This is a genomic window from uncultured Sphingomonas sp., from assembly GCF_964243315.1.
In the GTDB taxonomy this organism is placed as follows: domain Bacteria; phylum Pseudomonadota; class Alphaproteobacteria; order Sphingomonadales; family Sphingomonadaceae; genus Sphingomonas.
The window spans coordinates 1-23,115 of sequence record NZ_CAXTEM010000049.1; the positions used below are offsets into that span (position 1 = coordinate 1).

The 23,115-nt window shown below is 65.6% G+C and carries 16 protein-coding genes and 1 pseudogene; 7 read left to right on the forward strand and 10 right to left on the reverse strand.

Annotated elements, in window-relative coordinates; genetic code table 11:
• The coding region (locus tag ACFE77_RS12655; RefSeq protein ID WP_375422003.1) for a zinc-binding dehydrogenase at nt 1–667 on the forward strand (667 nt) is incomplete at its 5' end.
• A 12-nt stretch (nt 668–679) separates the two neighbouring features.
• Nucleotides 680–1,174 carry a hypothetical protein gene (locus ACFE77_RS12660; RefSeq protein ID WP_375422004.1) on the forward strand — a complete coding sequence of 165 codons (495 nt, stop codon included), beginning with the start codon at nt 680–682 and terminating at the stop codon, nt 1,172–1,174.
• Nucleotides 1,175–1,193: 19 nt separating this feature from the next.
• On the opposite strand, the gene ACFE77_RS12665 is transcribed toward ACFE77_RS12660, so the two are convergent.
• Nucleotides 1,194–3,365, reverse strand: a complete 2,172-nt coding sequence (locus ACFE77_RS12665; protein WP_375422005.1) for a family 1 glycosylhydrolase — start codon at nt 3,363–3,365, stop codon at nt 1,194–1,196.
• 187 nt (nt 3,366–3,552) lie between these two features.
• On the opposite strand from ACFE77_RS12665, the gene glf reads away from it, so the two are divergent.
• Nucleotides 3,553–5,955, forward strand: a complete 2,403-nt coding sequence (glf, locus tag ACFE77_RS12670; RefSeq protein WP_375422006.1) for a UDP-galactopyranose mutase — start codon at nt 3,553–3,555, stop codon at nt 5,953–5,955.
• A 1-nt stretch (nt 5,956) separates the two neighbouring features.
• Here glf and ACFE77_RS12675 read toward each other — a convergent pair whose 3' ends face one another.
• Nucleotides 5,957–6,235 carry a PilZ domain-containing protein gene (locus ACFE77_RS12675; RefSeq protein WP_375422007.1) on the reverse strand — a complete coding sequence of 93 codons (279 nt, stop codon included), beginning with the start codon at nt 6,233–6,235 and terminating at the stop codon, nt 5,957–5,959.
• Nucleotides 6,236–6,401: 166 nt separating this feature from the next.
• Between ACFE77_RS12675 and ACFE77_RS12680 the strand changes: the two genes are divergently transcribed.
• Complete coding sequence (locus ACFE77_RS12680; RefSeq protein WP_375422008.1) at nt 6,402–8,057, forward strand: ShlB/FhaC/HecB family hemolysin secretion/activation protein; 1,656 nt, start codon at nt 6,402–6,404, stop codon at nt 8,055–8,057.
• A gap of 177 nt (nt 8,058–8,234) precedes the next feature.
• On the opposite strand, the gene ACFE77_RS12685 is transcribed toward ACFE77_RS12680, so the two are convergent.
• From ACFE77_RS12685 to ACFE77_RS12705, 5 genes are read right to left on the reverse strand one after another with little or no spacing between them, the layout of a single operon-like run.
• Nucleotides 8,235–9,257 carry a cupin-like domain-containing protein gene (locus ACFE77_RS12685; protein WP_375422009.1) on the reverse strand — a complete coding sequence of 341 codons (1,023 nt, stop codon included), beginning with the start codon at nt 9,255–9,257 and terminating at the stop codon, nt 8,235–8,237.
• The gene (locus tag ACFE77_RS12690) at nt 9,254–10,786 is read right to left on the reverse strand and encodes a tryptophan halogenase family protein (RefSeq protein WP_375422010.1); all 1,533 of its coding nucleotides are present in this window, start codon (nt 10,784–10,786) and stop codon (nt 9,254–9,256) included. The genes ACFE77_RS12685 and ACFE77_RS12690 overlap by 4 nt, the downstream gene beginning before the upstream one ends.
• Entirely contained in the window at nt 10,783–12,390 is a 1,608-nt protein-coding gene (locus tag ACFE77_RS12695) for a tryptophan halogenase family protein (RefSeq protein WP_375422011.1), read from the reverse strand. The genes ACFE77_RS12690 and ACFE77_RS12695 overlap by 4 nt, the downstream gene beginning before the upstream one ends.
• Nucleotides 12,387–13,904 carry a tryptophan halogenase family protein gene (locus tag ACFE77_RS12700; protein WP_375422012.1) on the reverse strand — a complete coding sequence of 506 codons (1,518 nt, stop codon included), beginning with the start codon at nt 13,902–13,904 and terminating at the stop codon, nt 12,387–12,389. Before ACFE77_RS12700 ends, ACFE77_RS12695 begins: the two co-directional genes overlap by 4 nt.
• Nucleotide 13,905: 1 nt before the next feature.
• Nucleotides 13,906–15,420: a tryptophan halogenase family protein gene (locus ACFE77_RS12705; RefSeq protein ID WP_375422013.1), complete on the reverse strand. Its 1,515-nt coding sequence runs from the start codon at nt 15,418–15,420 to the stop codon at nt 13,906–13,908.
• A 483-nt stretch (nt 15,421–15,903) separates the two neighbouring features.
• Between ACFE77_RS12705 and ACFE77_RS12710 the strand changes: the two genes are divergently transcribed.
• Entirely contained in the window at nt 15,904–19,197 is a 3,294-nt protein-coding gene (locus tag ACFE77_RS12710) for a TonB-dependent receptor (protein ID WP_375422014.1), read from the forward strand.
• 147 nt (nt 19,198–19,344) lie between these two features.
• Here ACFE77_RS12710 and ACFE77_RS12715 read toward each other — a convergent pair whose 3' ends face one another.
• Nucleotides 19,345–19,548, reverse strand: coding sequence for a hypothetical protein (locus tag ACFE77_RS12715; protein ID WP_375422015.1), 204 nt, complete (start codon nt 19,546–19,548; stop codon nt 19,345–19,347).
• Nucleotides 19,549–19,649: 101 nt separating this feature from the next.
• Here ACFE77_RS12715 and ACFE77_RS12720 point away from each other — a divergent pair, with 101 nt between their 5' ends.
• On the forward strand, nt 19,650–20,546 hold the full coding sequence (locus ACFE77_RS12720) for an alpha/beta hydrolase (protein WP_375422016.1): 897 nt from the start codon (nt 19,650–19,652) through the stop codon (nt 20,544–20,546).
• A gap of 31 nt (nt 20,547–20,577) precedes the next feature.
• The gene (locus ACFE77_RS12725; protein ID WP_375422017.1) at nt 20,578–21,279 is read left to right on the forward strand and encodes a DUF2490 domain-containing protein; all 702 of its coding nucleotides are present in this window, start codon (nt 20,578–20,580) and stop codon (nt 21,277–21,279) included.
• Between the two features lie 93 nt (nt 21,280–21,372).
• Here ACFE77_RS12725 and ACFE77_RS12730 read toward each other — a convergent pair whose 3' ends face one another.
• A complete protein-coding gene (locus ACFE77_RS12730) occupies nt 21,373–22,143 on the reverse strand; it encodes an SDR family oxidoreductase (RefSeq protein ID WP_375422018.1) in 771 nt (256 codons plus the stop codon).
• A gap of 61 nt (nt 22,144–22,204) precedes the next feature.
• Nucleotides 22,205–23,115, reverse strand: a pseudogene (locus tag ACFE77_RS12735) (hypothetical protein); the annotation flags it as partial.

Below are 23,115 nucleotides of genomic sequence, written 5' to 3' on the forward strand. Positions count from 1 at the left end.
CGTCTGCCCGACCGGTTACCAGGCCGCGGAGATGGGCGGGATCAAGCGCGGCGACACTGTGGTGGTGTTCGGCGCAGGCCCGGTTGGCCTCATGGCGGCGAAATCGGCCTGGCTGTTCGGTGCGGGGCGGGTGATCGTGATCGATCACATTGAATATCGGCTCGAATTCGCGCGCAAGTTCGCCCAGGCCGAAGTCTATAATTTCAGGGAGATGGACGACCCGGTCGTGTTCCTGAAGAAGCAAACCGACTCGCTTGGTGCCGACGTCTGCATCGACGCTGTCGGGGGCGACGCGGCGGGCAATGCGCTGCAAACCTTGCTCGGCACCAAGCTGAAGCTGGAGGCGGGCAACGCGATCGCGCTGCACTGGGCGATCAATTCGGTGAAGAAGGGCGGGATCGTGTCGATTGTCGGGGTCTATGGCCCGACAGGCAACATCGTCCCGATCGGCAACGTCGTGAACAAGGGCATCACGATCCGCGCGAACCAAGCGTCGGTGAAGCGGCTGCTGCCGCGATTGATCGAGCATATCAAGGAAGGGCGCATCGATCCCAAGCAAATGATCACCCACCGCGTGCCGCTGGAGGACATCGCGGACGCGTACCACCTGTTCTCGGCCAAGCTCGACAATTGCATCAAGCCCGTCCTGCTTCCCAACGGCGCCTGAAGGAAACCCGTGATGACCAACATGCCCGTCGACCCGTCGGCCATTCGAGGGTGGGGGATCGATGCCGATCCCGAGAACGACCCGACCTATCCGATGCGCCATATCGAGGACCAGAAGAGCCGCGGGCTCACCTGGCAGCGCCCCGATCAGCAGATCCCCGATGTCGAGGTGCTGCGGTCAATCGAGCATAACCGGCTGCCCGCGGTGGTCGGCACCTCAACCCCGCCGAGCGGCCTGAGCGGGTCGATCCGGCGCTACGCGTTCCGGCGGAGCGAGTCCGATTGGTGGCACTGGCTGCTGCTGATGGGCGCGGACCGGCTCAACGTCGTCGAGGGGGTGATCGACGACCTCCGGCGCGGCAAGGTGCCGAACATCCCGGCGGAGATGGGCGCACGGGCAGAATGGCAGCACAACAAGCGCGGGCTTGCCAGGAAGCTGGCGGTCACCGGCACCATTGCCGGTCTGGGCTATGCGTGGGTCCGGTCGCGGCGCAAGCACCGCGGCTGAACGCGGCGTCTGGTGTGGCTCAGGCCGTCACCCTGACGCGGGGGTGGTGCGCATAATCGGCGATCGCGTCGCTCAGTGCGCCCATCCCGGTGCCGCGGCTGCTGCGTAGCGGCGCGCCGCGCGCCGTGCCGGTCGACACGACCGGCCGAACCGCGCGCGGATCGAGGCCGACCGCATCGGCAATCCGACGCGCGAACTCGGCCTGGGTGAGCGCTTCGTCGTTGACCAGGTGCCAGACGCCGCGTTCGCCATCGATCAGCAGGTCGAGCACCTGGTTGGCGAGGTCAGGCGCGTAGGTCGGCGACATCACGCGTTCCGCATCGACATCGACGCGGTCGCCCGACGCGAGCGCCCGCAGCAGCGTCGTCATGCCGTCTTGTGCAGCCGGGTCGTCGACGGGCGGAGAGAACAGGGCGGCGGTGCGGACGATCATGTGGCGGCCAGGCAGGGCGCCGATCATCGCCTCCATCGCCGCCTTGCTGCGGCCGATCGCGCTGCGCGGGTCGGGCGCATCGTCTTCGGACCGCGGGTGCGCGGCGTTGCCGTCGAAAACGAGGTCGCACGAGAAATGCACGCTGGCGATGTCGCGTGCTTCGCACGCTGCGGCGATCGCATGCGCCGCGGTCGCGTTGATCCGCGTGCAGGCGCCGGGATCATGTTCGGCGGCGGCGACTCCGCGCCAGCCGGTCGCGTTGACGACCGCCCAGGGCGAGTGACGGTCAATCGCCAGGGCGACGGCGGCGGCATCCTCCACATCGACGTCGGCGCGGGTCGTGACGACGTGGCGCAAGTCGCGGTGCGCACAGGCGTCGGCGATGGTGCGGCCCAGGCGCCCGTTGGCGCCGAAGATGAGCAGCGGCGGGGCGTCGCCGGCAAGGCGCGCCCAATGCGAGAAGTCGCGCACCGGCGCCGGTCGCGCGATCGACGGGTGCAGGATCCGGATCGGCCGGCGCCACCACCCCGAGCCGCCGAGCGCCGGATGACGTGGCGCGTGGTTCGGCAACCCCTGCAGCAGCGACACGACCGCGGTCGGCCGCGGGGCGCCGCCGCTGACGTCATAGGCGCCGACCTCGTAGCGACCAGGACCAGTCAGCAAGGTGTTCCATCCCGAACTGCCGAGCAGCGACCAGGCGGTCACAGCCTCGACCTCGACGCCGTCGGCGCGGAGCTTCTCCGCAGTGTCCCAACCATCGGCCAGCCAGCGCATCTGTTCGTCGCGGGTGCAGCCATTGTGGATCTCGGTGAGCGCGACCGGGATGCCGTAGCGCGCCCAAGCCTCGCGCACCGTGCCCGCGAGACCCGGGGGCGGCGGCTCCAGCACGCGGACCGCCTCGACATCCGCATAGCGGTTGCGGGTGTTCGCGCCGTGCGTCGCTGGCGGATAGCGATGCAGCCGGTGATCGAGGAAGCGGTCGCTGGTCAGGTAATGATTGATGCCGATCACGTCGGGCGGGCACGGATCGTCCGCGATCGCCTTCAACCGATCGGCAAAGCCGAGCTTCGCCAGGCGTTCGTAGAAGGGATGTCGCTTGTCGACCCGGCCGAGCAGGAGATCCCAGCTCGCCCAGCGGCGGACATTGTCATAGGCGGCCTGCTGTCTGAGCGCGGCGGTGGCAAAGGTGCGTCCGAGATCGTCGGTCTGGATCAATCGCGCGGCGGGATTGACCTGGCGGATCGCGCGCATCGCGAGTCGCGTTCCGTCGATCTGGTTAAGCAGCGCCAGCCAGAACGATCGCTCGTCGCGACGATGCGGATACCAGTGGCCGTAGAGCGCGGAGAAGCGCGCGGTGGTCACGGGCTCGTTCACCGGGGTCCAATCGCGGATCCAGCCGTAGCGTTCGGCGACCTTCCCGGCGAACGCCCCGAGGCCGGTGGCGAAGTCGGGTGCGAGCAGATCGGTATGGCGCGGGCCGCTGCCATGATGGACCAGCCCCGCAATCGGACGAATGCCGAGCGTGTCGAGCTTGTGCAGGCGTGCATCGTGCCAATCCCATCCGATTGGCTGCGTCGGATCGGGTTGGAGACGTTCCCACAGGATCGGGTAGCGTACCGCGGCGAGACCAAGCGTCGCGAACAGATCGAGGTCGGTGTCGCGATCATAATGTCCGGACCGGGCGAACTGATCGCCATAGTCGTCGCCCACCCGGCTCAGCGTGCATTCGGGCCCGCCCCAGAGTTCAAGATCCTGCACGATCCGCCCTCTACCGTTCGAGAGTTTGACAATCGCGGCAACGGGTCATCATTGACTTTGGTTGCTGCGCTGCACCGAAAATCGTGTTGATGTGGATTTACAAGGGCCTGTTTGAGGGTCCTGCGCCGGAACCCGGAGGGCGATGCTGTGGTTGAACATGTTCATTCACCAGCAAGGTGCCATTCACATGCTCATCCCCGCGAACACAGTCATCCCCGAGACGCTGAAGGGCTCGACGGTGCTGTGCTTCAGCCATTTGCGGTGGGCATTCGTCTTTCAGCGACCTCAGCACCTGATGGCGCGGTTCGCGCGCGACAATCGCGTCCTGTTCTGGGAGGAACCGGAATATAGCAACGTCGCCGCGCCCACGGTGCGCACGGCGACTTGCGAGAAGACCGGCGTCGTAGTGCTGACCCCGATCGTGCCGCACGGAACCAATTCGGAGACGCTCGATCCCACGCTGGCGACATTGCTTGATACAATACTGGCTGGTGAGGCGGGGCCGTTCGTCCGCTGGTATTACACGCCGATGATGCTCGATTTTTCGGCGCATGTTCCCGCCGAATGCGTCGTGTACGACTGCATGGACGAGCTCGCCGGGTTCAAGGGCGCGCCGCCGCGTTTGATCGAATCCGAGGGGCGCCTGTTCGACGAGGCCGATCTGGTCTTCACCGGCGGCTACAGCCTGTACGAGGCGAAGCAGGAACGCCACGCCAACATCCACCCATTCCCGTCGAGCGTCGATGTCGCACATTTCGCGACCGCGCGTGACGGCGGGAACGAGCCCGCCGACCAGGTCGGCCTTCCGCGGCCCCGGCTCGGCTTCTACGGGGTGATCGACGAGCGAATGGATCTCGATCTCGTCGCCGGTCTGGCCGATGCGCGCCCTGATTGGTCGATCGTGCTCGTCGGGCCGGTGGTGAAGGTCAGCGAAGACGACCTGCCGCGCCGCGCCAACCTCCACTATCTCGGCGGCAAAAGCTATTCGGAGCTGCCCGATTACCTGCGCGGCTGGGATGTCGCGCTGATGCCGTTCGCGATCAACGCCGCGACGCGCTTCATCAGCCCGACCAAGACGCCCGAATATCTCGCCGCCGGGAAGCCGGTGGTCTCCACCCCGATCGTCGACGTGATCCGCCATTACGGCGAGGTCGACGCGGTCGCGATCGCGGATGGCGTTACCGAGTTCGTCGCCGCGTGCGACGCTGCACTGGCGCTGTCGCAGGGTGACGGCAGCTGGCGCGCTCAGAGCGACAAGCTGCTGTCGACCCTGTCGTGGGATTCGACCTTCGCGCAGATGTCCGGCCTGGTCGAAGGTGTCGTCGCCGAACAGCGGGTCGAACAGCCGATCGTGTCGCCGACGACCTGGCCCGCCACGCCGACCCGCTATGACGTCATGATCATCGGTGCCGGCTTCGCGGGCGCGGTGATGGCCGAACGGCTCGCGTCAGAACTGGGCAAGAAGGTGCTCGTCGTCGATCGCCGTCCGCACATCGCGGGCAACGCGTTCGATCGTTACGACGATGCGGGCATCCTGATGCATCAATATGGCCCGCATATCTTCCACACCAATTCGGCCGAGGTATTCGACTATCTGTCGCGGTTCACGCAGTGGCGGCCGTATGAGCACCGCGTGCTCGCCGATGTCGACGGCAAGCTGGTGCCGATGCCTATCAACCGCACGACGCTGAACGCGCTCTACGATCTAGATCTCGACAGCGACGAGGCGGTCGACGCGTTCCTGGCGAGCCGTGCGGAGCCGGTCGAGACGATCCGCACCTCGGCGGACGTGGTGGTGTCGAAGGTCGGGCGCGAGCTCTACGAGACGTTCTTCCAGGGCTATACCCGCAAGCAGTGGGGCATGGATCCGTCGGAGCTCGACAAGTCCGTGACGTCGCGCGTGCCGACCCGGACCAACACCGACGATCGATATTTCACCGATACCTTCCAGGCGATGCCGCTGGAGGGCTACACCAAGATGTTCGAACGGATGCTCGATCATCCCAACATCGATCTGCTGCTCGGGGTCGATTATCTCGACGCGCGGGGGGCGTATCCGCACGATCACCTGGTCTTCACCGGGCCGATCGACGAGTATTTCGGCCATCGCTATGGTAAGCTTCCGTACCGCTCGCTCGAGTTCAAGCACGAGACTCATGACTGCGTGCAGTTCCAGCCCGCTGCGGTGGTAAACTACCCGTCGGAGTCGATCCCGTTCACGCGGATCACCGAATATAAGTATCTGACCGGTCAGGAGGCCGCGAAGACCAGCATCACCTACGAGATCCCGAGCGCGACCGGGGATCCCTATTACCCGATCCCGCGGCCGGAGAACCAGGCGCTGTTCAAGCGGTACGAGGCACTGGCAATCGCGCAGTCCGACGTGACCTTCGTTGGGCGGCTGGCGACCTATCGCTACTACAATATGGACCAGGTCGTCGGACAGGCCTTCTCCGCCTTCCGCAAGCTCGCGACCAAGCTGTCGGGCAAGAGCGACGTGGTGCGCATGTCGGCGACGAGCCTTGCCGACAACGATGCCGCACAGCCCCGGACCAGCGCGCCGGCGATGGTGGCCGGATCGCGGGGCTGAGCTAGGCCTTCGCCAAGACGGTGGTGACCGCTGCGACCTGGGCAGCGGTCAGCGCCAGCTTGAAGCGAAGACCGAAGCGCCCGCTCGCGGCCCACGCGATGCTGGCGGAGCGACTCCAGCCGCAGCAGTGGAGCGTCACCTGCTTGCCGGGATCAAGATCGACGCGGCCGTGCATCAGTGCGCCCAATTCGGACAGGTCGAGCACGTGGACGCGGGTCGCCGTGCCGCCGACCTGCAATTCTGCGGGCTGGAAGACCTTCAATCGTGGTTGGGTCCTCACCGGAGCCCTGTCGGTCGCTTCGTCCATCTCTCGCCTCGACGATACAATCAGACCAGTATCGGTAGCAGGCGACCAACTCGTGACCGACCATCCTTAACGTTCGACAGACTTCCGCTTTTTTAACGGGTTGGGGCTAGGCCGTGCCTTCTGGTTCAGAGGCAGTGCGGTGGCTTTTCTTACGCGTTCGATACTAAACACGGCGGGGCTCGCCTTGCTGTTCGCGGGCCAGACTGCGGCTGCGCAGACCGTCCTCGACCGGGTCGATCCTTCCAAGGTCGAACTCGATGCGCCCGGCGTACCGCTGCGGGTCGACGATCCGGGCGTCGATATCGGCAGCGCGACGGCCGCGACCGCATCGACGCTGGACCGGTCGGTGATCGTCGGCGCGATTACGATAGCGGGTCTTGAGCGACTTCATGCCGCGGATTTCGCGGACGTCATCATGGCGCACGTCGGGCGAACGCTGACGCCCGCCGACCTCGCGCGATTGACGGACCTGATCGCCGAGCGCGCGCGAACACGCGGCTATGTGTTCGCGCAGGCGACGATCCCGCCGCAATCGGTCACGGCGGGCGTGCTCCGGGTCGCGCTCGACGAGGGGCGGATCGACGAATTGCGGATCCGTGGCGCGGATAATCGCGCGGTCCGTGCCGCCCTGTCGCCACTGGTCGGAAGCGGGCCGGTGACGATCGACGCGCTCGAACGCCGCCTGCTTATCGCGGGCGATATCGACGGCATGTGGTTGCGACGGTCGCAGTTCGTCCGCGAAGGCGGGCGCGGGGTGCTCGTCGTCGACCTGGTGCGCGACCGGGTCGTCGCGACGGTCGGGCTCGACAACTCCGGCTCACGGGCGATCGGGCCGATCCAGGGCGATCTCACCGTCCGCTACAGCCAGTTGTTCGCCGACGACGACATCATCACCTTGACCGCACTCGCCACACCAGCAGAGCCGCGCGAGTTCGGCTATGCGCGGCTGCGCTACGGCAAGCGGATCGCCGCCGACGGCACCGAAATCGCGGCGTCGGTGTCCTATTCGCGCGCGCTGCCGGGTTCCTATCTGCGATCGCGCGAGATCGAGGGACGGAGTTGGACCGCGGGGCTCAACATGCTGCACCCGTTGCTACGCCGCCGGCAGACCAGCCTGTGGGTGGAGGGCTCGGTCGGCATCCGCACCGTCGAACAGTCGCGCGCGGGGATCCAGGTGCGCCGCGACCGCCTGACCGTCGCGCGGGTCGGCACCTATGGCTTCGCGGCGACGCCCGGCGGCCGCGTGCGGACCGGCGTCACCTTCAGCCAGGGACTCGGCCTGTTCGACGCGACGAGGCGCGGCGATCCGCTCGCGTCGCGGAGCGATGCCGGCGGGCAGTTCAGCAGCGTGGCGCTTTCGGCGAGCTGGACGATGACGCCGATCGGCGGCTTCAGCGCGCAGGTCGATCTCGCCAGCCAGGTCGCGGCGCGACCGTTGCTCGTGTCGGAGGAGACCGGGCTCGGGGGCGGCAGCTTCCTGCGCGGCTATGACTATAGCGAACGGATCGGCGACAATGCGGCGATGGCCTCGCTTGAGCTGCGCTACGACCTCGCCAAGGCGGTCGGCCCGCTGATCAGGCCGCAAGCATACGGCTTCCTCGACGGGGGCGTGGTGCGCAATCTGCACGGCGGCAGCGGCGGCGGGTCGCTCTTCTCCGCCGGCGCCGGTTTGCGAACCGCAGTCACCCGCACCGCGACCGCCGATCTCAACGTCGCGGTGCCGCTGTCGGGCATTCGCTACGACAGCGGCGACCGCACACCACTGGTGAGCTTTCGACTCACCAAGCGGTTCTAAGCGGCTGTTATATCTGCCGTCACGAACGACGACGGATCGACCAGATAAGGGTCGACAAGCTGCTGATCACTGCCGCCACCGCGAGCAGGACCGGTGCGTCTGGTATCGCCATGGTTCCTCTCCTTCACGACTCGTATGTACCGCGTACGTACCGTGTAGGACAGAACAAAACGGGAACTAACCGTTCTCCGAGAGGCTCATGAGCAGGGTCGCACGCATCCGACCGGCGAGGTCGGGCGTGGGTGGACCGAGTACGCCTCGGATCTCCGCGGGAAGGTGGGCGACCGGATCGCCGTTGCGGTGGAACACGAGATGATCGAACATCGTCCGCCACACGTCGCGCTGGTCCTCGGGTAGGTTGCGCAGCGAATAGAGTGCGAGCAGCAGGGCGTCGTAGGGGTTGCCGCCGACGCTGGTTGCCGGGTTCCACCAATAGTTCATGAAGATGTTCACGGGTTCGAGCGAGTCGACTGCATGCCACCAATGGAACGGGATGTAGATCGCATCCCCGGGTTCGAGCGTCGCGTCCTGCGCGACCGCCATCGCCTCGGCGAAGCGCGGATAGCGGTCGAGATCGGGGTTGGCGGGATCGACGAGGCTGATCGGGGTACCCGCCGGGGTGAGCTCGAGCGGCCCCATATAGAGGTTCGCGATCTGATCGGGCGGGAACAGCGTGAAGCGCCGGCGGCCCACCACCACGACACCGATATTCTCCTGGAGGTCGTAATGGGTCGCGACGCGGATCGCGTTGCCGAGCCACAGCCGCGGGACGACCGCGTCATCGACCAGATCGATGCGGTTCTCCTCCGCGAAGCCGGGCAGCAGTTCGGGCGTGGGGATCGACTGGACCGCCATCGCATACGGGCGCGGCACCGTGCGATCGCGGAGCAGCCGGTCGAGGAAGGGATCGAGCGGCGATCGGCCGCGGGTGAAGTTGAGGCCCTTCAGGTCCGGCGTGTAGAAGAACCGGCCCTCGATCGCGGGCTCGCCGACGATCGCGTTGACCGCGTCGTCGTGGCTGAAGCGCTTCACGTAGGCGACGGCGGCCTCCGCACCGACCCGTGCGGCGCGTACCGCGGGCCAGTCGCGACCGACCCCGCGGAGGATCGCGGGCTGGCGCGCAGGGCGGATCTCGCGATCGAACAGGTCGCGGTCGACTGCGTCGTATTCGCGGATCGGCGTCGGGGCGGGCAGGGTCATGAGGCGCGACGCAGTGGCGCTGCTGCGCAACCGATGCGCTGGAGGTGGTCATGCTGCAGCGGCATCGCCTCGGCGGTGCTGCCGACGACCTCGCGGATGTGTCGCAAGCGGGTCAGCGTTTCGTCCTCCGCGAGCAGATCGGCGGCGGGGTGATAGCCGCGCGGTTCGACGCCCTGGCCGACCATCACCGACAGCCAGCTGGTCTCGGTGAACAGCTCATTGCCTTCGCGGAAGATCCGCCCGTTGCGTTCGAACATCGCAAGCTTGTGTGCGAGCCCGGGGGGCGGTTCGAGCGTGCGACAATAATCCCAGAACGGCGTGTCGTCGCGTTCGGTGGCCTTGTAGTGGAGGACAAGAAAGTCGCGGATGTCGATGTAATCCTTCACCGATTCCTCGTTGAAGCGGTCGATCTCGACCTGGTCGAAGTCGCGCGTCGGGAACAGCGTCATCAGTCGCGCGATGCCCGATTGAACGAGGTGGATGCTGGTCGATTCGAGCGGCTCGAGAAACCCGCCGGCCAGCCCGAGTGCGACGACGTTGCCGACCCAGGCACGCCGCCGGTGCCCGGCGCGGAACCGAAGCTGCTTGGGTTCGGCGAGCGGCACGCCGTCGAGATTGGCGAGGAGGGTCGCAGCGGCTTCGTCGTCGGAAATGTGCGCGCTCGAATAGACATAGCCGTTGCCAATGCGGTGCTGGAGCGGAATGCGCCATTGCCAGCCCGCGCCGCGCGCCGTCGATCGGGTCAGCGGATGATCGTCGCCGCCCAGCTCGCACGGGACCGCAAAGGCGCGGTCGCATGGCAGCCACGCGGTCCAGTCCTCGAAGCCAGCGCCCATCACCTCCTCGATCAACAGACCGCGGAAACCCGAGCAGTCGATAAACAGGTCGCCCTCGACTCGCGCGCCCGAGTGCAGGACGACGGCGGCGACATGGCCGTTCTTGCCGTTGCGCTCCACATCGACGATGCGGCCCTCGGTGCGCTTCACGCCCCAGCTCTCGGCAAGCCGGCGGAGATAGCGCGCGTAGAGACCGGCATCGAATTGGAACGCATAGCCGAGCTTCGACAGCGGTGAATTGGGCTGGTCGGGCCGCGGATGCGCGAACTTGCTGCGCAGCCCCGCGACCACCGCGAGCGAATAGGCATCGAGTGGGGTCCGATCGCCGAGCGCGCGGCCTTTCAGCCAGTGGTGATGGAACTGGATGCCCTTCATGTCGATGCCGTAGAAACCGAACGGATGGACATAGCGGTCGCCGAGCCGGGTCCAGTCGACGAACTCGATGCCCAGCTTGTAGGTCGCGCGGGTCTCGCGGACGAAATCGGCCTCGTCGACGCCGAGCAGCGCGTTGAACAGGCCGATCTGCGGTATCGTCGCCTCGCCGACGCCAACGGTGCCGATCTCGTCCGATTCGATCAGCTCGATCGACAGGTGCGGCATATCACCCATCACTCGCGCGATGCCGGCGGCGGCCATCCAGCCCGCGGTGCCGCCGCCGACGATCACCACCCGCCTGATCGCATTCGGCCTCATACCGGCGACCCGGTGTTGGCGACGAAGGGCGATTCCGCGGTGAACGAGAAGGTAGGTACATCGTCCGCCGGCGGCGCCACTGGTGCAAATCCCGGCTTGGCGAAGGGCGAGAGCCCGCTTTGGCGGATGAAGTCGCCATGCGTCGGCAATCGTTCGGCGACATCAAGATAGCCGCGGCGCATCTGTTCCAGCGCCATCGCCACCTTGTCCTCGTCGAGCGCATCGACCGCGGGCTCGTACTCCGCGGGCACGATGTGCTGGCCGAGGCAGACCGCAACCCAGCTGGTCGTCGAGAACAGCTCCGCCGCATCGCGGAACAACCGCCCCTTGGCGCGGAACAGATCCATCTTGCGCTGAAGAGTCGGGGGCACCGCCATCGTCCGGCAATGATCCCAGAACGGCGTGTCGTTCCGCGTCGTCGCCTTGTAGTGGAGCACGATGAAGTCGCGGACGTCTTCATACAGGTCGCGCATCTGGCGGTTATATTCGTTGCGCTCGACCGGATCGAAGCGCTTGTCGGGAAACAGCGCGATCAGCCGGGCGATACCCGATTGAATGAAGTGGATGCTGGTCGATTCAAGCGGTTCGATGAACCCGCTCGACAGGCCGAGCGCGACGACGTTGGCGTTCCATGACAGCTTGCGGCGGCCGGTAGTAAACTGGATGCGGCGCGGCGGCGCGAGGGGTTCGCCTTCAAGATTGTCGAGCAGCAGTCGTTCGGCCTCGTCGTCGGCCATGAACTTGCTCGAATAGACCAGTCCGTTGCCCATCCGGTGCTGGAGCGGGATCCGCCACTGCCACCCCGCCGCGCGGGCGGTGGATCGGGTGAACGGGTCCGGATCGCCCTGGTAGGAGGTTGGGACTGCGATCGCGCGGTCGCAGGGGAGCCACTCGCTCCAATCCTCATAGCCGGTGTTCAGCGTCTCTTCGATCAGCAAGCCGCGAAAGCCCGAGCAATCGATGAACAGCTCGCCACCGATCCTCTCGCCGTTCTCGAGCGTGATCGCCTCGACATGACCGTCGCCACGCCTCGCGACATCGACGACCCGGCCCTCGATGCGCCTGACCCCGCGGAGTTCCGCATAGCGACGCAGGAATTGCGCATAGAGACCGGCGTCGAAGTGGAAGGCGTAGAGCAGTTCCTTGATCGGCGACTGCGCGCTCTCGGCAGCACGGCCATATTTGCCGCGCGAGGCGGCCACCGCGCTCATCGACCAGGAGGAGATGTCGGGCATCACCCGGCGCTGACGCTCGCGTAGATAGAGCTGGTGGAAATGTACGCCCTGCAGATCGCGGCCGTGGAAGCCGAACGGGTGGAAATAGCGCTCGTTCAGACCACCCCAATCGACGAATTCGATCCCCAGCTTGAAGGTGCCGCCGGTTTCGCGGAGGAAATCATTCTCGTTGATGCCGAGCATCTGGTTGAAGGTGATGATCGGCGGGATCGTCGCTTCGCCGACGCCGACGGTGCCGATCTCGTCGGATTCGACCAGGGTAATGCGGGTATGGCCATTGTCGAGGAAGCGCGACAATGCCGCCGCCGCCATCCAGCCGGCGGTGCCGCCGCCGACGATCACGACGTCGCGGATGGTATGTTCATTCATCGGGCGATCTGCCTGTTCATGGCTTGGAGGAAAGCGGCTTGGGAGGGTGCCCTGGCGACCGCGGCGGCGACGGTGTCGCGCATTACGGTCATCAGCGCATCGGATTGTCGGGGCGGTACGATGTCGATCAGCGGATCGGACCGGCGCGGCAACACGCCCTGGCCGAGCAATACCGCCAGCCAGCTGTCGCGCGCGAAGGTCTCCTCCTCGTAGATCGGGAGTCGCCCACGCTCACGGAATTGGGCGAGCGTGTGCGCGAGCGATGCGGGCCATTCGACATCCGCGACGTCGCGCCAGAACCGCTCCGTGCGAGAGGAGGCGGCGTAGTGGAGGAGGACGAAGTCGCGGACGCGCATCGCCTCGGCCGCGCACTGGCGATTGAAGTCGCCGGTTTCGACCGCTGCACAGCCGCGATCGGGCAGCATCGCGATCATCCGGTCGATCGCGCTGTGCGCCAGATGGAGGTTGGTCCATTCGAGCGGTTCGATCACGGTCGCGGCATCGCCGATCGCGACGCAATTGCGTAGCCACGGCGCCGGGCGCGTACCCGGGCCGATCGCGATCGTCGCCACAGGCGGGGTGCCGAGCGCCGCGGCCGCGTCATCCTCGCTGGCGTGGGCGCTGCTGTAGACCATGCCGGTGCTGGTCCGGTGGCGCCCGCCCGCCGCCCAGCGCCAGCCGGCGGCGACCGCCTCCACCGTGTTGGTCGAGGGGCAGATCGTTGGCGCGGGCGTCTCAGCCATCGTTACACGGTCGCAGGGCAGCCATTTGCGCCAGCTTTCCCATGCGTCGTCGACGCACGATCTGATCCTTGCGGCCGGCCCGGTGCAGTCGACGAACAGGTCCGCGGTCAGCGCAGCGCCGTCGGCGAGGGTGAGCGCGGCGACGAACCCATCGTCGCGCATCGCCACCGCGGCGATATCGCCGCGTTGTTCGCGGACGCCGCAATGGAGTGCGAAGGCGCGGAGCATCTCGCGATAGCGTGGTGGATCAATCTGCAGGCCATATTCGAACCCGGCGCCTGGCAATGCGCCTACCTCTTCCGGTGGCACGAACCGGTCGCTGCCGGCGAGCATCGCCGCCGCGCAGTGACGATCGAACGGCGCTGCGGTGCCGGCATGAGCGGCGCGGACCCAATGATGGTGAAAGGATGCGGGGCCGATGCTGCCGCCATAGCCACCATAGGCATGGACGTACTCGGGAACGCTTTGCGCCCAGCCCCGAAAGCGCGTGCCCAGACGATAGAGGCTCCCAGCGCGCGCGACGGTGTCGTCGTCGCCCAAGCCGAGATCGCCGTGAAACCCGAAGATCGACGGCAGGGTGCCCGAGACATGGTCCGCCAGCGCATCGGCTGCGGGTTCGAGCGCCAGCAGCGTCACGTCGAGCCACGGCAGGCGACGCTTCATTGCCGCCGCGGCGGACCAGCCGACGATGCCGTCCCCCGCCACGACCACCCGTGCGATGGGACGATCGAGCGCGATCGACTTTAATCCGCGATCGGCCGAGGACGGCACCTCAGGCGGCCTTCGCCATCGGGCAATAGCCTTCGATGAAGCGCAGGTGATCAGGCATGTCGCGCGCGATCTCGCTGATCTCGGCGCGCAGCTGGTCCATGCCCTTGGCCAGGATATCCGCAGCGGGCAGATCCGCGCGCTGATCGTAGCCGGCCGGCAGGATGCGCTGTCCGAGATAGACCGCGACCCAGCTGGCGTCGAGGAACACGCCCTCGCGATACTTCACGACCCGCCCGCGGCGGCGGAACAGCTCCATCTTCTCCGCCAGGCTGTCGGGGATCGGCATCGTCCTGACATAATCCCAGAACGGCGAGTCGTCACGCTCAGTGGCGTGATAGTGAAGGATCAGGAAGTCGCGGATGCGGTCGTATTCGAGGTCGATCACGCGATTGAATTCGTCGCGGTCGCTGGGCGCGATCGCGCGATCAGGGAAGAGTTCGAGAAGGGCGGTGATCGCCTGCTGGACCAGATAGATGCTGGTCGATTCGAGCGGCTCGAGGAAGCCGCTGGCGAGCCCGATCGCGACGCAGTTGCGGACCCAGCTGCGTTCGCGCCGGCCAGCCTTGAAGCGGAGGAAACGCGGCTGAGCGATCGCTTCGCCTTCCACCGCGCCAACGAGGGCCGCAGCGGCCTGATCGTCGCTGACGAAGTCGCTACTATAGACATAGCCGTTGCCGGTGCGGTGTTGCAGCGGGATGCGCCAGCGCCAGCCCGCGGGCATCGCGATCGCGCTGGTATAGGGCGTGACCGCGGTTTCGGTCCGGCATGGCATCGCCGCGGCGCGGTCGGCGGGCAGCCAGCGCGACCAATCCTGGAACGGCTCGCCGAGCGCTTCGCCGAGCAGAAGCGAGCGAAAGCCGGAGCAGTCGACGAACAGGTCGCCTTCGATACGCTGGCCACCGTCGAGCTTGATAGCGCGGATATCGCCGGTTTCGCCGTCGAGCTCGACATCGACGACCTTGCCCTCGGTACGGACGGCACCCAGGCCTTCCGCCAGGGCGCGCAGGTATGGCGCGAACATCACCGCGTCGAACTGATAGGCATAGCCGAACGTCGTGGTCATCCGGCCGGGATTGGTGGTCGGCGGGGTGAACTTGCCCGTGCGTGCCATCGTGCATGCCATCGAGAATTGCTCGAGCGGCGGCGGGTTGGCGCCGGCATGGACGAGGCGCGCCCAGTAATGATGGAAGTCGACCTCGCCTTGGCCGCGCCCGAAAGTGCCGAACGGGTGGACATAGCTGTCGCCGATCCGCCCCCAGTCGCGGAATTCGATGCCGAGCTTGAACGTCGCGCGGGTCCACGACATGAAGTCGGCCTCGCGAATGCCTAGCCGCTCGTTGAAAGCGCGGATATGCGGCAAGGTCGCTTCACCGACGCCGACGATGCCGATCGCTTCGGATTCGACGAGGTGTATCGAACAGCGACGCGGCAGCATCTTTGCGAGCGCGGCCGCAGTCATCCATCCCGACGTGCCGCCGCCGACGATCACCACCCGCTGCCGTTGCGCTTCGCTCATGGCGATCCGTCATCCTCTCGCAGTGTCCGGTCCCCCATCCGCAAGCAGGCGTCAAGCCGGTCTAGTCGCGTACCATCGCTGCTGATGTCACAATAATGTCACGGTCGTACGCTGGCACATTTAAAACGGCCGATCTGGATGTTAGCGCAATCATATCCGGTTGCGGCTGCAATTATTGCTGCGTAGAAACATCATCAGACAGCGCTGCGAATGACAGCGGTCATATGGGGGGATCTACGAATGGCGGCTCAGTCGACCAATTCTGCACCTGAATTCGGATATCGTGGCTACGGCAAGTGGCTGAAGAGCGGCGCGTCGGTAGGGGCGCTTTGTGCGTTCTCGCTCGCGGCGCCTGCATTCGCGCAGACCGGTACGACGACCGGCGCGGGTAGCGTCGGGACGGCGACCTCGACCAGCCAGGCGCAGGATGGCCCTACCGCCGGCGCGCAGACCGGCCAGCCCGCCGATGCAGCACCGCAGGAAGTGGAAGCGGGCGGCGATGACATCGTCGTCACCGGCATCCGCCAGAGCCTCGCCAACGCACAGGCGATCAAGCGGAATGCGGACACGGTCGTCGACGCGATTACCGCACAGGACATTGGTGCGCTGCCGGACCGCTCGGTCACCGAGGCGCTGCAGCGCGTTCCCGGCGTGTCAATCAATCGCTTTGCCGGTTCGAACGACCCCGATCACTTCTCGGTCGAAGGCTCGGGCGTCGTCGTCCGCGGCCTCAACTTCGTGCGCTCCGAATTCAACGGCCGTGACGCGTTCGCTGCCGGTGTGGGTGGTCAGGCCCTCAACTTCGCCGACGTCCCCGCCGAGCTGCTCGGCTCGGTCGAGGTATACAAGAATGCGACCGCAGACCTGATCGAAGGTGGCCTCGCGGGTACCGTGAACCTGAACACGCGCAAGCCGTTCGACAATCCGGGCTTCCATGTCGGCGTCGACGCCGAAGCGAACTATGGCGACTTCCGCAAGAAGTGGACGCCGACCGGTTCGCTGCTGCTGTCCGACACGTGGGACACGAGCATCGGCCGCTTCGGCCTGCTCGGCAGCGCTTCCTATTCACGTCTGAAGAGCCGCGCGGACGGTATCCAGGTCACCAACTTCCAGACGCGCGACAACACTTTCGTACAGTCGGGCACGCTGACCGCGGGTGACCAGATTCCGCTGGTCTGCCGCAACCCGCTGCCGAGCGGCACCGACACGACCACGTTGCCGATACCCTCGGCCACCGTGCCGCCGGTCAATGCTCTGTGCGGCGCGACGGGCGCAGCGGGCGCAGACGGTTTCGCCGATTTTCTGCCGAACGCCTATGCGCCGATCGGCGGTCAGTTCCGCAGCCAGGATTTCGATCGCAAGCGCCAGGGCATCGCCGTTGCGGCGCAGTGGGAAAGCACCGATAAGCGCACCACAGCGACGGCGCAGTATCTGCGGTCGCATTCGACGCAGTCGTGGGGCGAACACACGTTCGAGACCGCGCCTGATCTGTCTGAGTACAACACCTATCCGGCCGGCTGTCAGCAAAATCAGAACGGATCTCCGCGGATCGACGATTCGACCACTACGCCGTTCGATACCAGCAACCCGGGCACACGGGCCGAGTGCCCCGTCGGTTCGTTTCAGAACTATGTTTACGACGATGACGGGCTGTTCCAAAGCGGGATCATCACGCTGCCGGGCGCCGGCTGGCGCACCCAAGGCAGCGGCAGTGCGACGACGCAGGTGCCGACCGGCGGCATCCAACAGTCGCTGTCACGGCGTGGCGTGTACGAATCGAACACCGTCGAGGATTATGGCTTCAATCTGAAGCTGAACCCCACGGAGAAGCTGTCGATCAACCTCGACGCGGACTACACCAATGCGGATCGCACCCAGCGGGACTTCTCGGTGTTCACCTCGACGTTCGCCGACCAGGAACTCGATATCTCGGGCAACCTGCCGATTCTGGCGCCGCATCGCCCGCTGACGTTGGCGGCGGCCTGGGCGTCGCCGAGCATTTATACCGGTCAGGACGACGCAACGTATTTCCAGGACCCGAGGGCGACCTTCTACCGCGCTGCGATGGACCATTTCGAGGAGAGCAGCGGCAGCGAATATCAATTGAAGGCCGATGCCACTTACAGGTTTGACGACGGTTCGTTCCTGAACCGGGTCAAGTTCGGCGCTCGTTATGCAGAGCGCCAGCAGACGGTGAAATATACCGCGTATAACTGGGGCGCTATCAGCGAAGTCTGGTCGCAGCCAACGGCGGCAAACGCGGCTCTCGGTCTCGATGGACGACCCGTCAGCGTACAGCAGGCCGGGGTCGGCAGCGCCGAGTTCTATGGTTTTCCGAATTTCTTCCGGGGAGATACCCCGGGGCCGATCGGTGGCTATTACTACGGACAGAATCCGCTGGCGGACTACAACGGCACGGTCGCGTATGTTCAGTCACTCAACGACATCTGGCGCAACGTGAACGGTGCCTCCGCTGCTCCCGGCTTCACCTCCGCGGCCACGCGCGCCGGCACGGTAGACGGCAGCTATTACCTTCCGGGTGAAATCCAGACCGTCAATCAGCAGGACGTAAACGCCTACGCAATGCTGAACTTCGGGTCGCAGGATCCGTTGTTCGGTCCGGTTCGCGTCAGCGGCAATGTCGGTGTTCGCTACGTTCACACCGCGATCTCGTCCGCGGGTGCATTCGCGCTGCCGACCCAGACTGCCTTCGGCATTACCGATCCCTACACCGTACGTTGCGCTCCTGGTGTTCCTGGAGGTGCTCCGGCAGGGACGCCCGAGCAGGTGCCTGGTGGTATCTGCCGGCTTGGTGCCGCGGGTTATGCTGCACTTCAGCAGTTCGCGACCGGTGCGATCACGCCCGATGTAGCACGGACCAGCTATACGTACCTACTGCCCAGCGCGAACTTGAAACTCGGGTTGTCCGACGAACTGATCATGCGCTTCGCCGCATCGAAGGTTCTGACGCGGCCCGACGCAGCGAACATCCGCAATTACCAGACCTACGGCACCGATCCAGCCAGCGGCACGCCGACGGCGACCGCGGGCAATCCGTTCTTGAAGCCGGCAACGGCTTGGCAGTTCGACGCCACCCTGGAATGGTATTTCGCCCGGGTCGGGTCGTTGACGTTCGACGCCTTCTACAAGGAGGTGAAGAACTTTTTCTACCAGTCTATCACACCACGTAGCGTCACCAGCAACGGTGTCACGCAGTCGGTGCAGTTCCGTTATCCGGAGAATTTCACCGGAACCGGCAAGATCAAGGGCTTCGAGGTTGCGTATCAGCAGACCTTCGACTTCCTGCCCGGCCTCTTGAACGGCTTCGGTGTCAACGCGAACTACTCGTACATCGACAGCAAGGGCCTGCCCAATTCGTTCCTGAACACGGGCAGCCCGGCACCGGTGTCGACGATCGCGCTCGGCGACTTGCCGTTCGAGGGCCTCTCGAAGCACAACGTCAACGCGACGCTGTTCTACGAAAAGGGTCCGGTGTCGATGCGGGCTGCCTATAACTGGCGGTCCAAGTATCTGCTAACTGCGGCGGACGTAATCTTCCCGTATACGTCGATCTTCCAGGACGATACGGGCACGCTCGACGCATCGGCCTTCATCAACGTGAACAAGTGGATCAAGGTCGGTGTGCAGGGAGTTAACCTGACCAACACCGTGACCAAGACGTTGCAGGCATACACCGGCGATCCCGACAAGCTTGCACCTCGCTCATACTTTATGAACGACCGCCGCTTCTCGTTCATCTTGCGCGGGAACTTCTAAGCTGATCTTCGATCGCAACCGCGGTTTCGATCCGAATTGAGGGAGGGCGCGTTCGGCTGGTCGAACGCGCCCTTTTCGTATCGAGCATCTTGCTAGCGAGATCATGATGGCGGTCACAGTCTCGTCTAGATGCGAACCGCTCGTCGCTCAGGCCGGATCGTCGTCCGAGCCGAGGTCGATCGGTGCGCCGAGCTTGCGCGCGACCCGCGCCACCTCCTCGTCGCTCGGTGGGCTGGGAAGTTCTTCGCCCAGGAGGAGGGCGTCGTCGGGAATACCCGGTGCGGTGCTCCCGATCGGCTCGTCGATGGCGCGCTCGTTCGCGCCGTCGGTGATCTTCTCTCTTGCTTGCATCGATGCCTCCTCGTCGGATCGAAGTGGCACAACGTTCGATATCGTAAATCGGCACAGCGGCGCCTGACGCGCCACCGGCCAGAAGAGTGTGGGAGACGAGCATGGCGGCACGATACTGGACGGTTCTGGCGGCGATCGCGCTCGGAACGCTTGCGGGATCGAGCGCCGGCACCGCGCAAGAGGCGCCCGCAACACCGACGGTCGTGGAGCTATGGCCGAACGGCGCGCCGGGATCGGCAGCACGCCGGGGCGAGGCTGAGATCGCGCAGGATTACTGGGTTCGCAACATCCATCGGCCGTCGCTGACCATCTTTCGACCGAAGTTGCAGCAGAACGGCGCCGCGGTCGTGGTGATTCCCGGCGGCGGCCACAAGATCGTGGTCTACACCACCGAGGGCACCGCAGTCGGCCGGGCGCTCAACCGTTACGGGGTGACGGTATTCGTGCTGAAATACCGCCTCGCGCGCGAGGAAGGGTCGACCTATTCGGTCGAGGGCGATGCAGCAGCTGATGCCAGGCGTGCGGTTCGCTGGGTGCGGGCGCATGCCGCAGACTATGGCGTCGATCCGCACCGCGTCGGCGTGATGGGCTTCTCCGCCGGCGGCGAGTTGGTGTCGGCGATCGCGGACAACAAGGACACGCGCGCCGCCAAGCCCGTCGATGCAATCGATCGGCTAAGCGCGCGGCCCGACTTCCAGGCGCTCGTCTTCCCAGGGCCGCTAGGGATTCCCGCAAACGCCGTCGCCGACGCACCACCCGCCTTCATCGTCGCCGGCACGCTCGACGAATGCTGTGCAAGGCCGGCGGTGGCGCTCTACGAGCAGTTGCGCGCAGCGAAGGTGTCGGCGGAACTGCACATGTATGCGGGGTCGGGGCATGCGTTCAATCTCGACGAATCAAATCGCATTTCGATTATCCACTGGCCCGATCGGCTGGCGGACTGGCTCGCAGACGAGGGCTGGCTGTCAGGGCGCCCGGGGCTTGCCAAGGAGCAATGACAAGCGGCAGGCGAGCGGATAGAGGCGCCGCGTGACCAAGATTCGGCTTACCTGTGGCTCGACCGCCATCGCCACTGCGTTGCTGGCCGCGTCGCCTGCGGCGGCGCAGCAGGAGGACGAGCAGCTGTGGTTGCAGGTCAACACCAACGTTCCGCTTGCCGAGGACTTCCGACTGACGTTGGAACAAATTGCGCGTTTCGGGGATGGGCAGGGTGGTCTGGCCCAGACCGAGTTCGGCGGGATCCTCGGCTATCGCGTCGCGCCGTGGATCGAGCTCGGTGTCGGCTATCGCAAGGTCGGTGCGCATAATCGCAACAGCGCGTCGAACGAAGATCGCCTGCGGCAACACATCGTCGTAACCCACGGACCGTTCCTCGGCCGGCTGCGGCTCGACGAGCGCTTCAATCCGCGGGGCAGCGAGGTCGGCTTCCGGCTACGTCCGTTGTTCCGCTACAATCATCGGCTGGGTGCCAAGGGATCCGCGTTGTTCGCTAGCCATGAGAGCTTCATTCTGCCCAATTCGACAAGCTGGGGGCAGCGCCACGGCTACGAACGCATGCGCAACATCCTCGGGGTAACGGTTCCATTCAGCAAGCTGGTCGTCGCCGACATCGGCTATCTCAACCAATATCGGATCGCCCGGAGCGGCGCGCGCGCGCAGATGGATCATGCGCTGACCGTGCAGCTGACGATCAACGTCGCGCCAACTCACGCGCCGAGGGCCGACGATTGACGCGCCTGAACGGTAGCGACGCGATCGAGTAGAGGCAGAGCGCGACGCCGATCGCGGTGTAGCCCCAGAAGCTCGGAGGCCGGCGCATCGCGGTCACTGCTGCGCCGCGCGCGTCTTGCGGACCATCTCGTTCAGTGCGTTCGCGGCTTCGTCGAAGCGACCCTCGGCTTCGGCGAAGCGAAGATTGTGAACGCGCTGGACGAGGATCTCGGGCGGGGTAGGCTGTGCGTCGAACAACGCCATCAGTTCGTCTGCGAACTCTTCGAGCGGCTGATAGCCGGGGCGGGTCGACTGGCCGGGGGTAAGATCGGTCTGCACCGCGGGCGGCGCAAGCTCGATCACCTCGACCCGGTCGCGCAGCGCATCGCGGAGCGACACGGTGTAGGAGTGCAGCGCCGCCTTGGTCGCGCAATAGGTCGCGGTGGCAGTCATCGGTACGAACGCCAGGCCGGAGGTGACGTTGACGATCGCGGCATCGTCACGGGCCGCGAGGTGATCGACCATCGCGTCGATCAGGCGGATCGGGCCGAGCAGGTTCGTGGTCACGGTCGCTTCGGCATCGGCGAGATCGCGCGCGGCGCCGATCTCCTCGTAGCGCATGATCCCGGCATTGTTGATCAGTACGTTGACCGCGGGGAAGTCCGCGACGACTCGGCGTGCGAAGGAGGTGATGTCGGCTGCGTCGGCGATGTCGAGGGTCAGGCCGTGCATATTCTCGCGCCCCGCACAGGCACGGTCGAGCGCATCCTGGCGGCGACCCGCGACGATGACGGTGTTTCCGCGATCGTGGAAGCGTTGCGCCATGGCCTCGCCGATCCCCGATCCGCCGCCGGTGATGAGGATGGTGTTGTCGCTGCGCTTCATCGAACTCGCTCCTCGTCGTGGTGCGGCCGATGTACGATGCCGCGGCCGGATTGTAAGGCCGTCAGCCGGGTGGCGGGAGCAACTCCTGTGCGCGGGCGCGTTGCAAGCGGGCGTGACGGTCCTCGGCTTCGTTCGGCATTACCACGGGGACGGTCAAGCACAGGCTCTGGGTGGGCAGGACGTCGCGCCACTGCTGGATCAACTTCTTGTATGCAACCCCGACCGGCCGAATGTTGCGATCGAGATCGTAGAGGCCGAGCGGATTCACATTGCCGTTGGTCTCCCGCAGCGCGCTGTCCCAGTCGATCTGGTCGGTCAGCGAATACCAGGTGAAGCCGACCATCGGCACGCCGTCGTTGCGCACGCGCAGGACGTTCGCCCACTCCTTCCACAGCCAATCCACCGCTTCGGTGCCGCGCGGACCCTGCATCAGATTGGTCTCGGTGTGCATAACCGGCAGTCGATAGCGATCGTGATATTGGCGGGTGATCTCGCTGTAGCCGAAGATCTCGCCCGACGCGCGGGTCGCGCCATCGGCGGCGACGCGGTGTTCGTTGGTGATGTAATAGTCGTTGCCCATGATGCAGTGCTGCTTCAGCCGGTTGTGCATGAAGAAGTGATAGTCTTCGCGGGTCATGCCGTTGTCGGTGAGATATTCGTACATCTCGGAATCGACGCGCCGGCCGTAATTGAGATCGAGCGAGAGGAAGCGCTGAGAGTTCATGATCTCCGCCGGGCGAATCGCGGCGGGCGATTCCGCGTGGAAATATTCGGACGATTCGCTTTGTACGAAGATCGCATCGGGTCTGACCTCCAGGATCGCGCGCATTGCGAGGACGTTGGCCTTCACGATGTGCTTGAGCGCGGTGACGAAGCCGCGGTCGCTGCTCAGCTGTTCGTTCCACCACCCATAGCGGGCGGAGAAGGTCGCGCAGATGAACATCTCGTTGACCGGCGTGTAGATCTGCACCC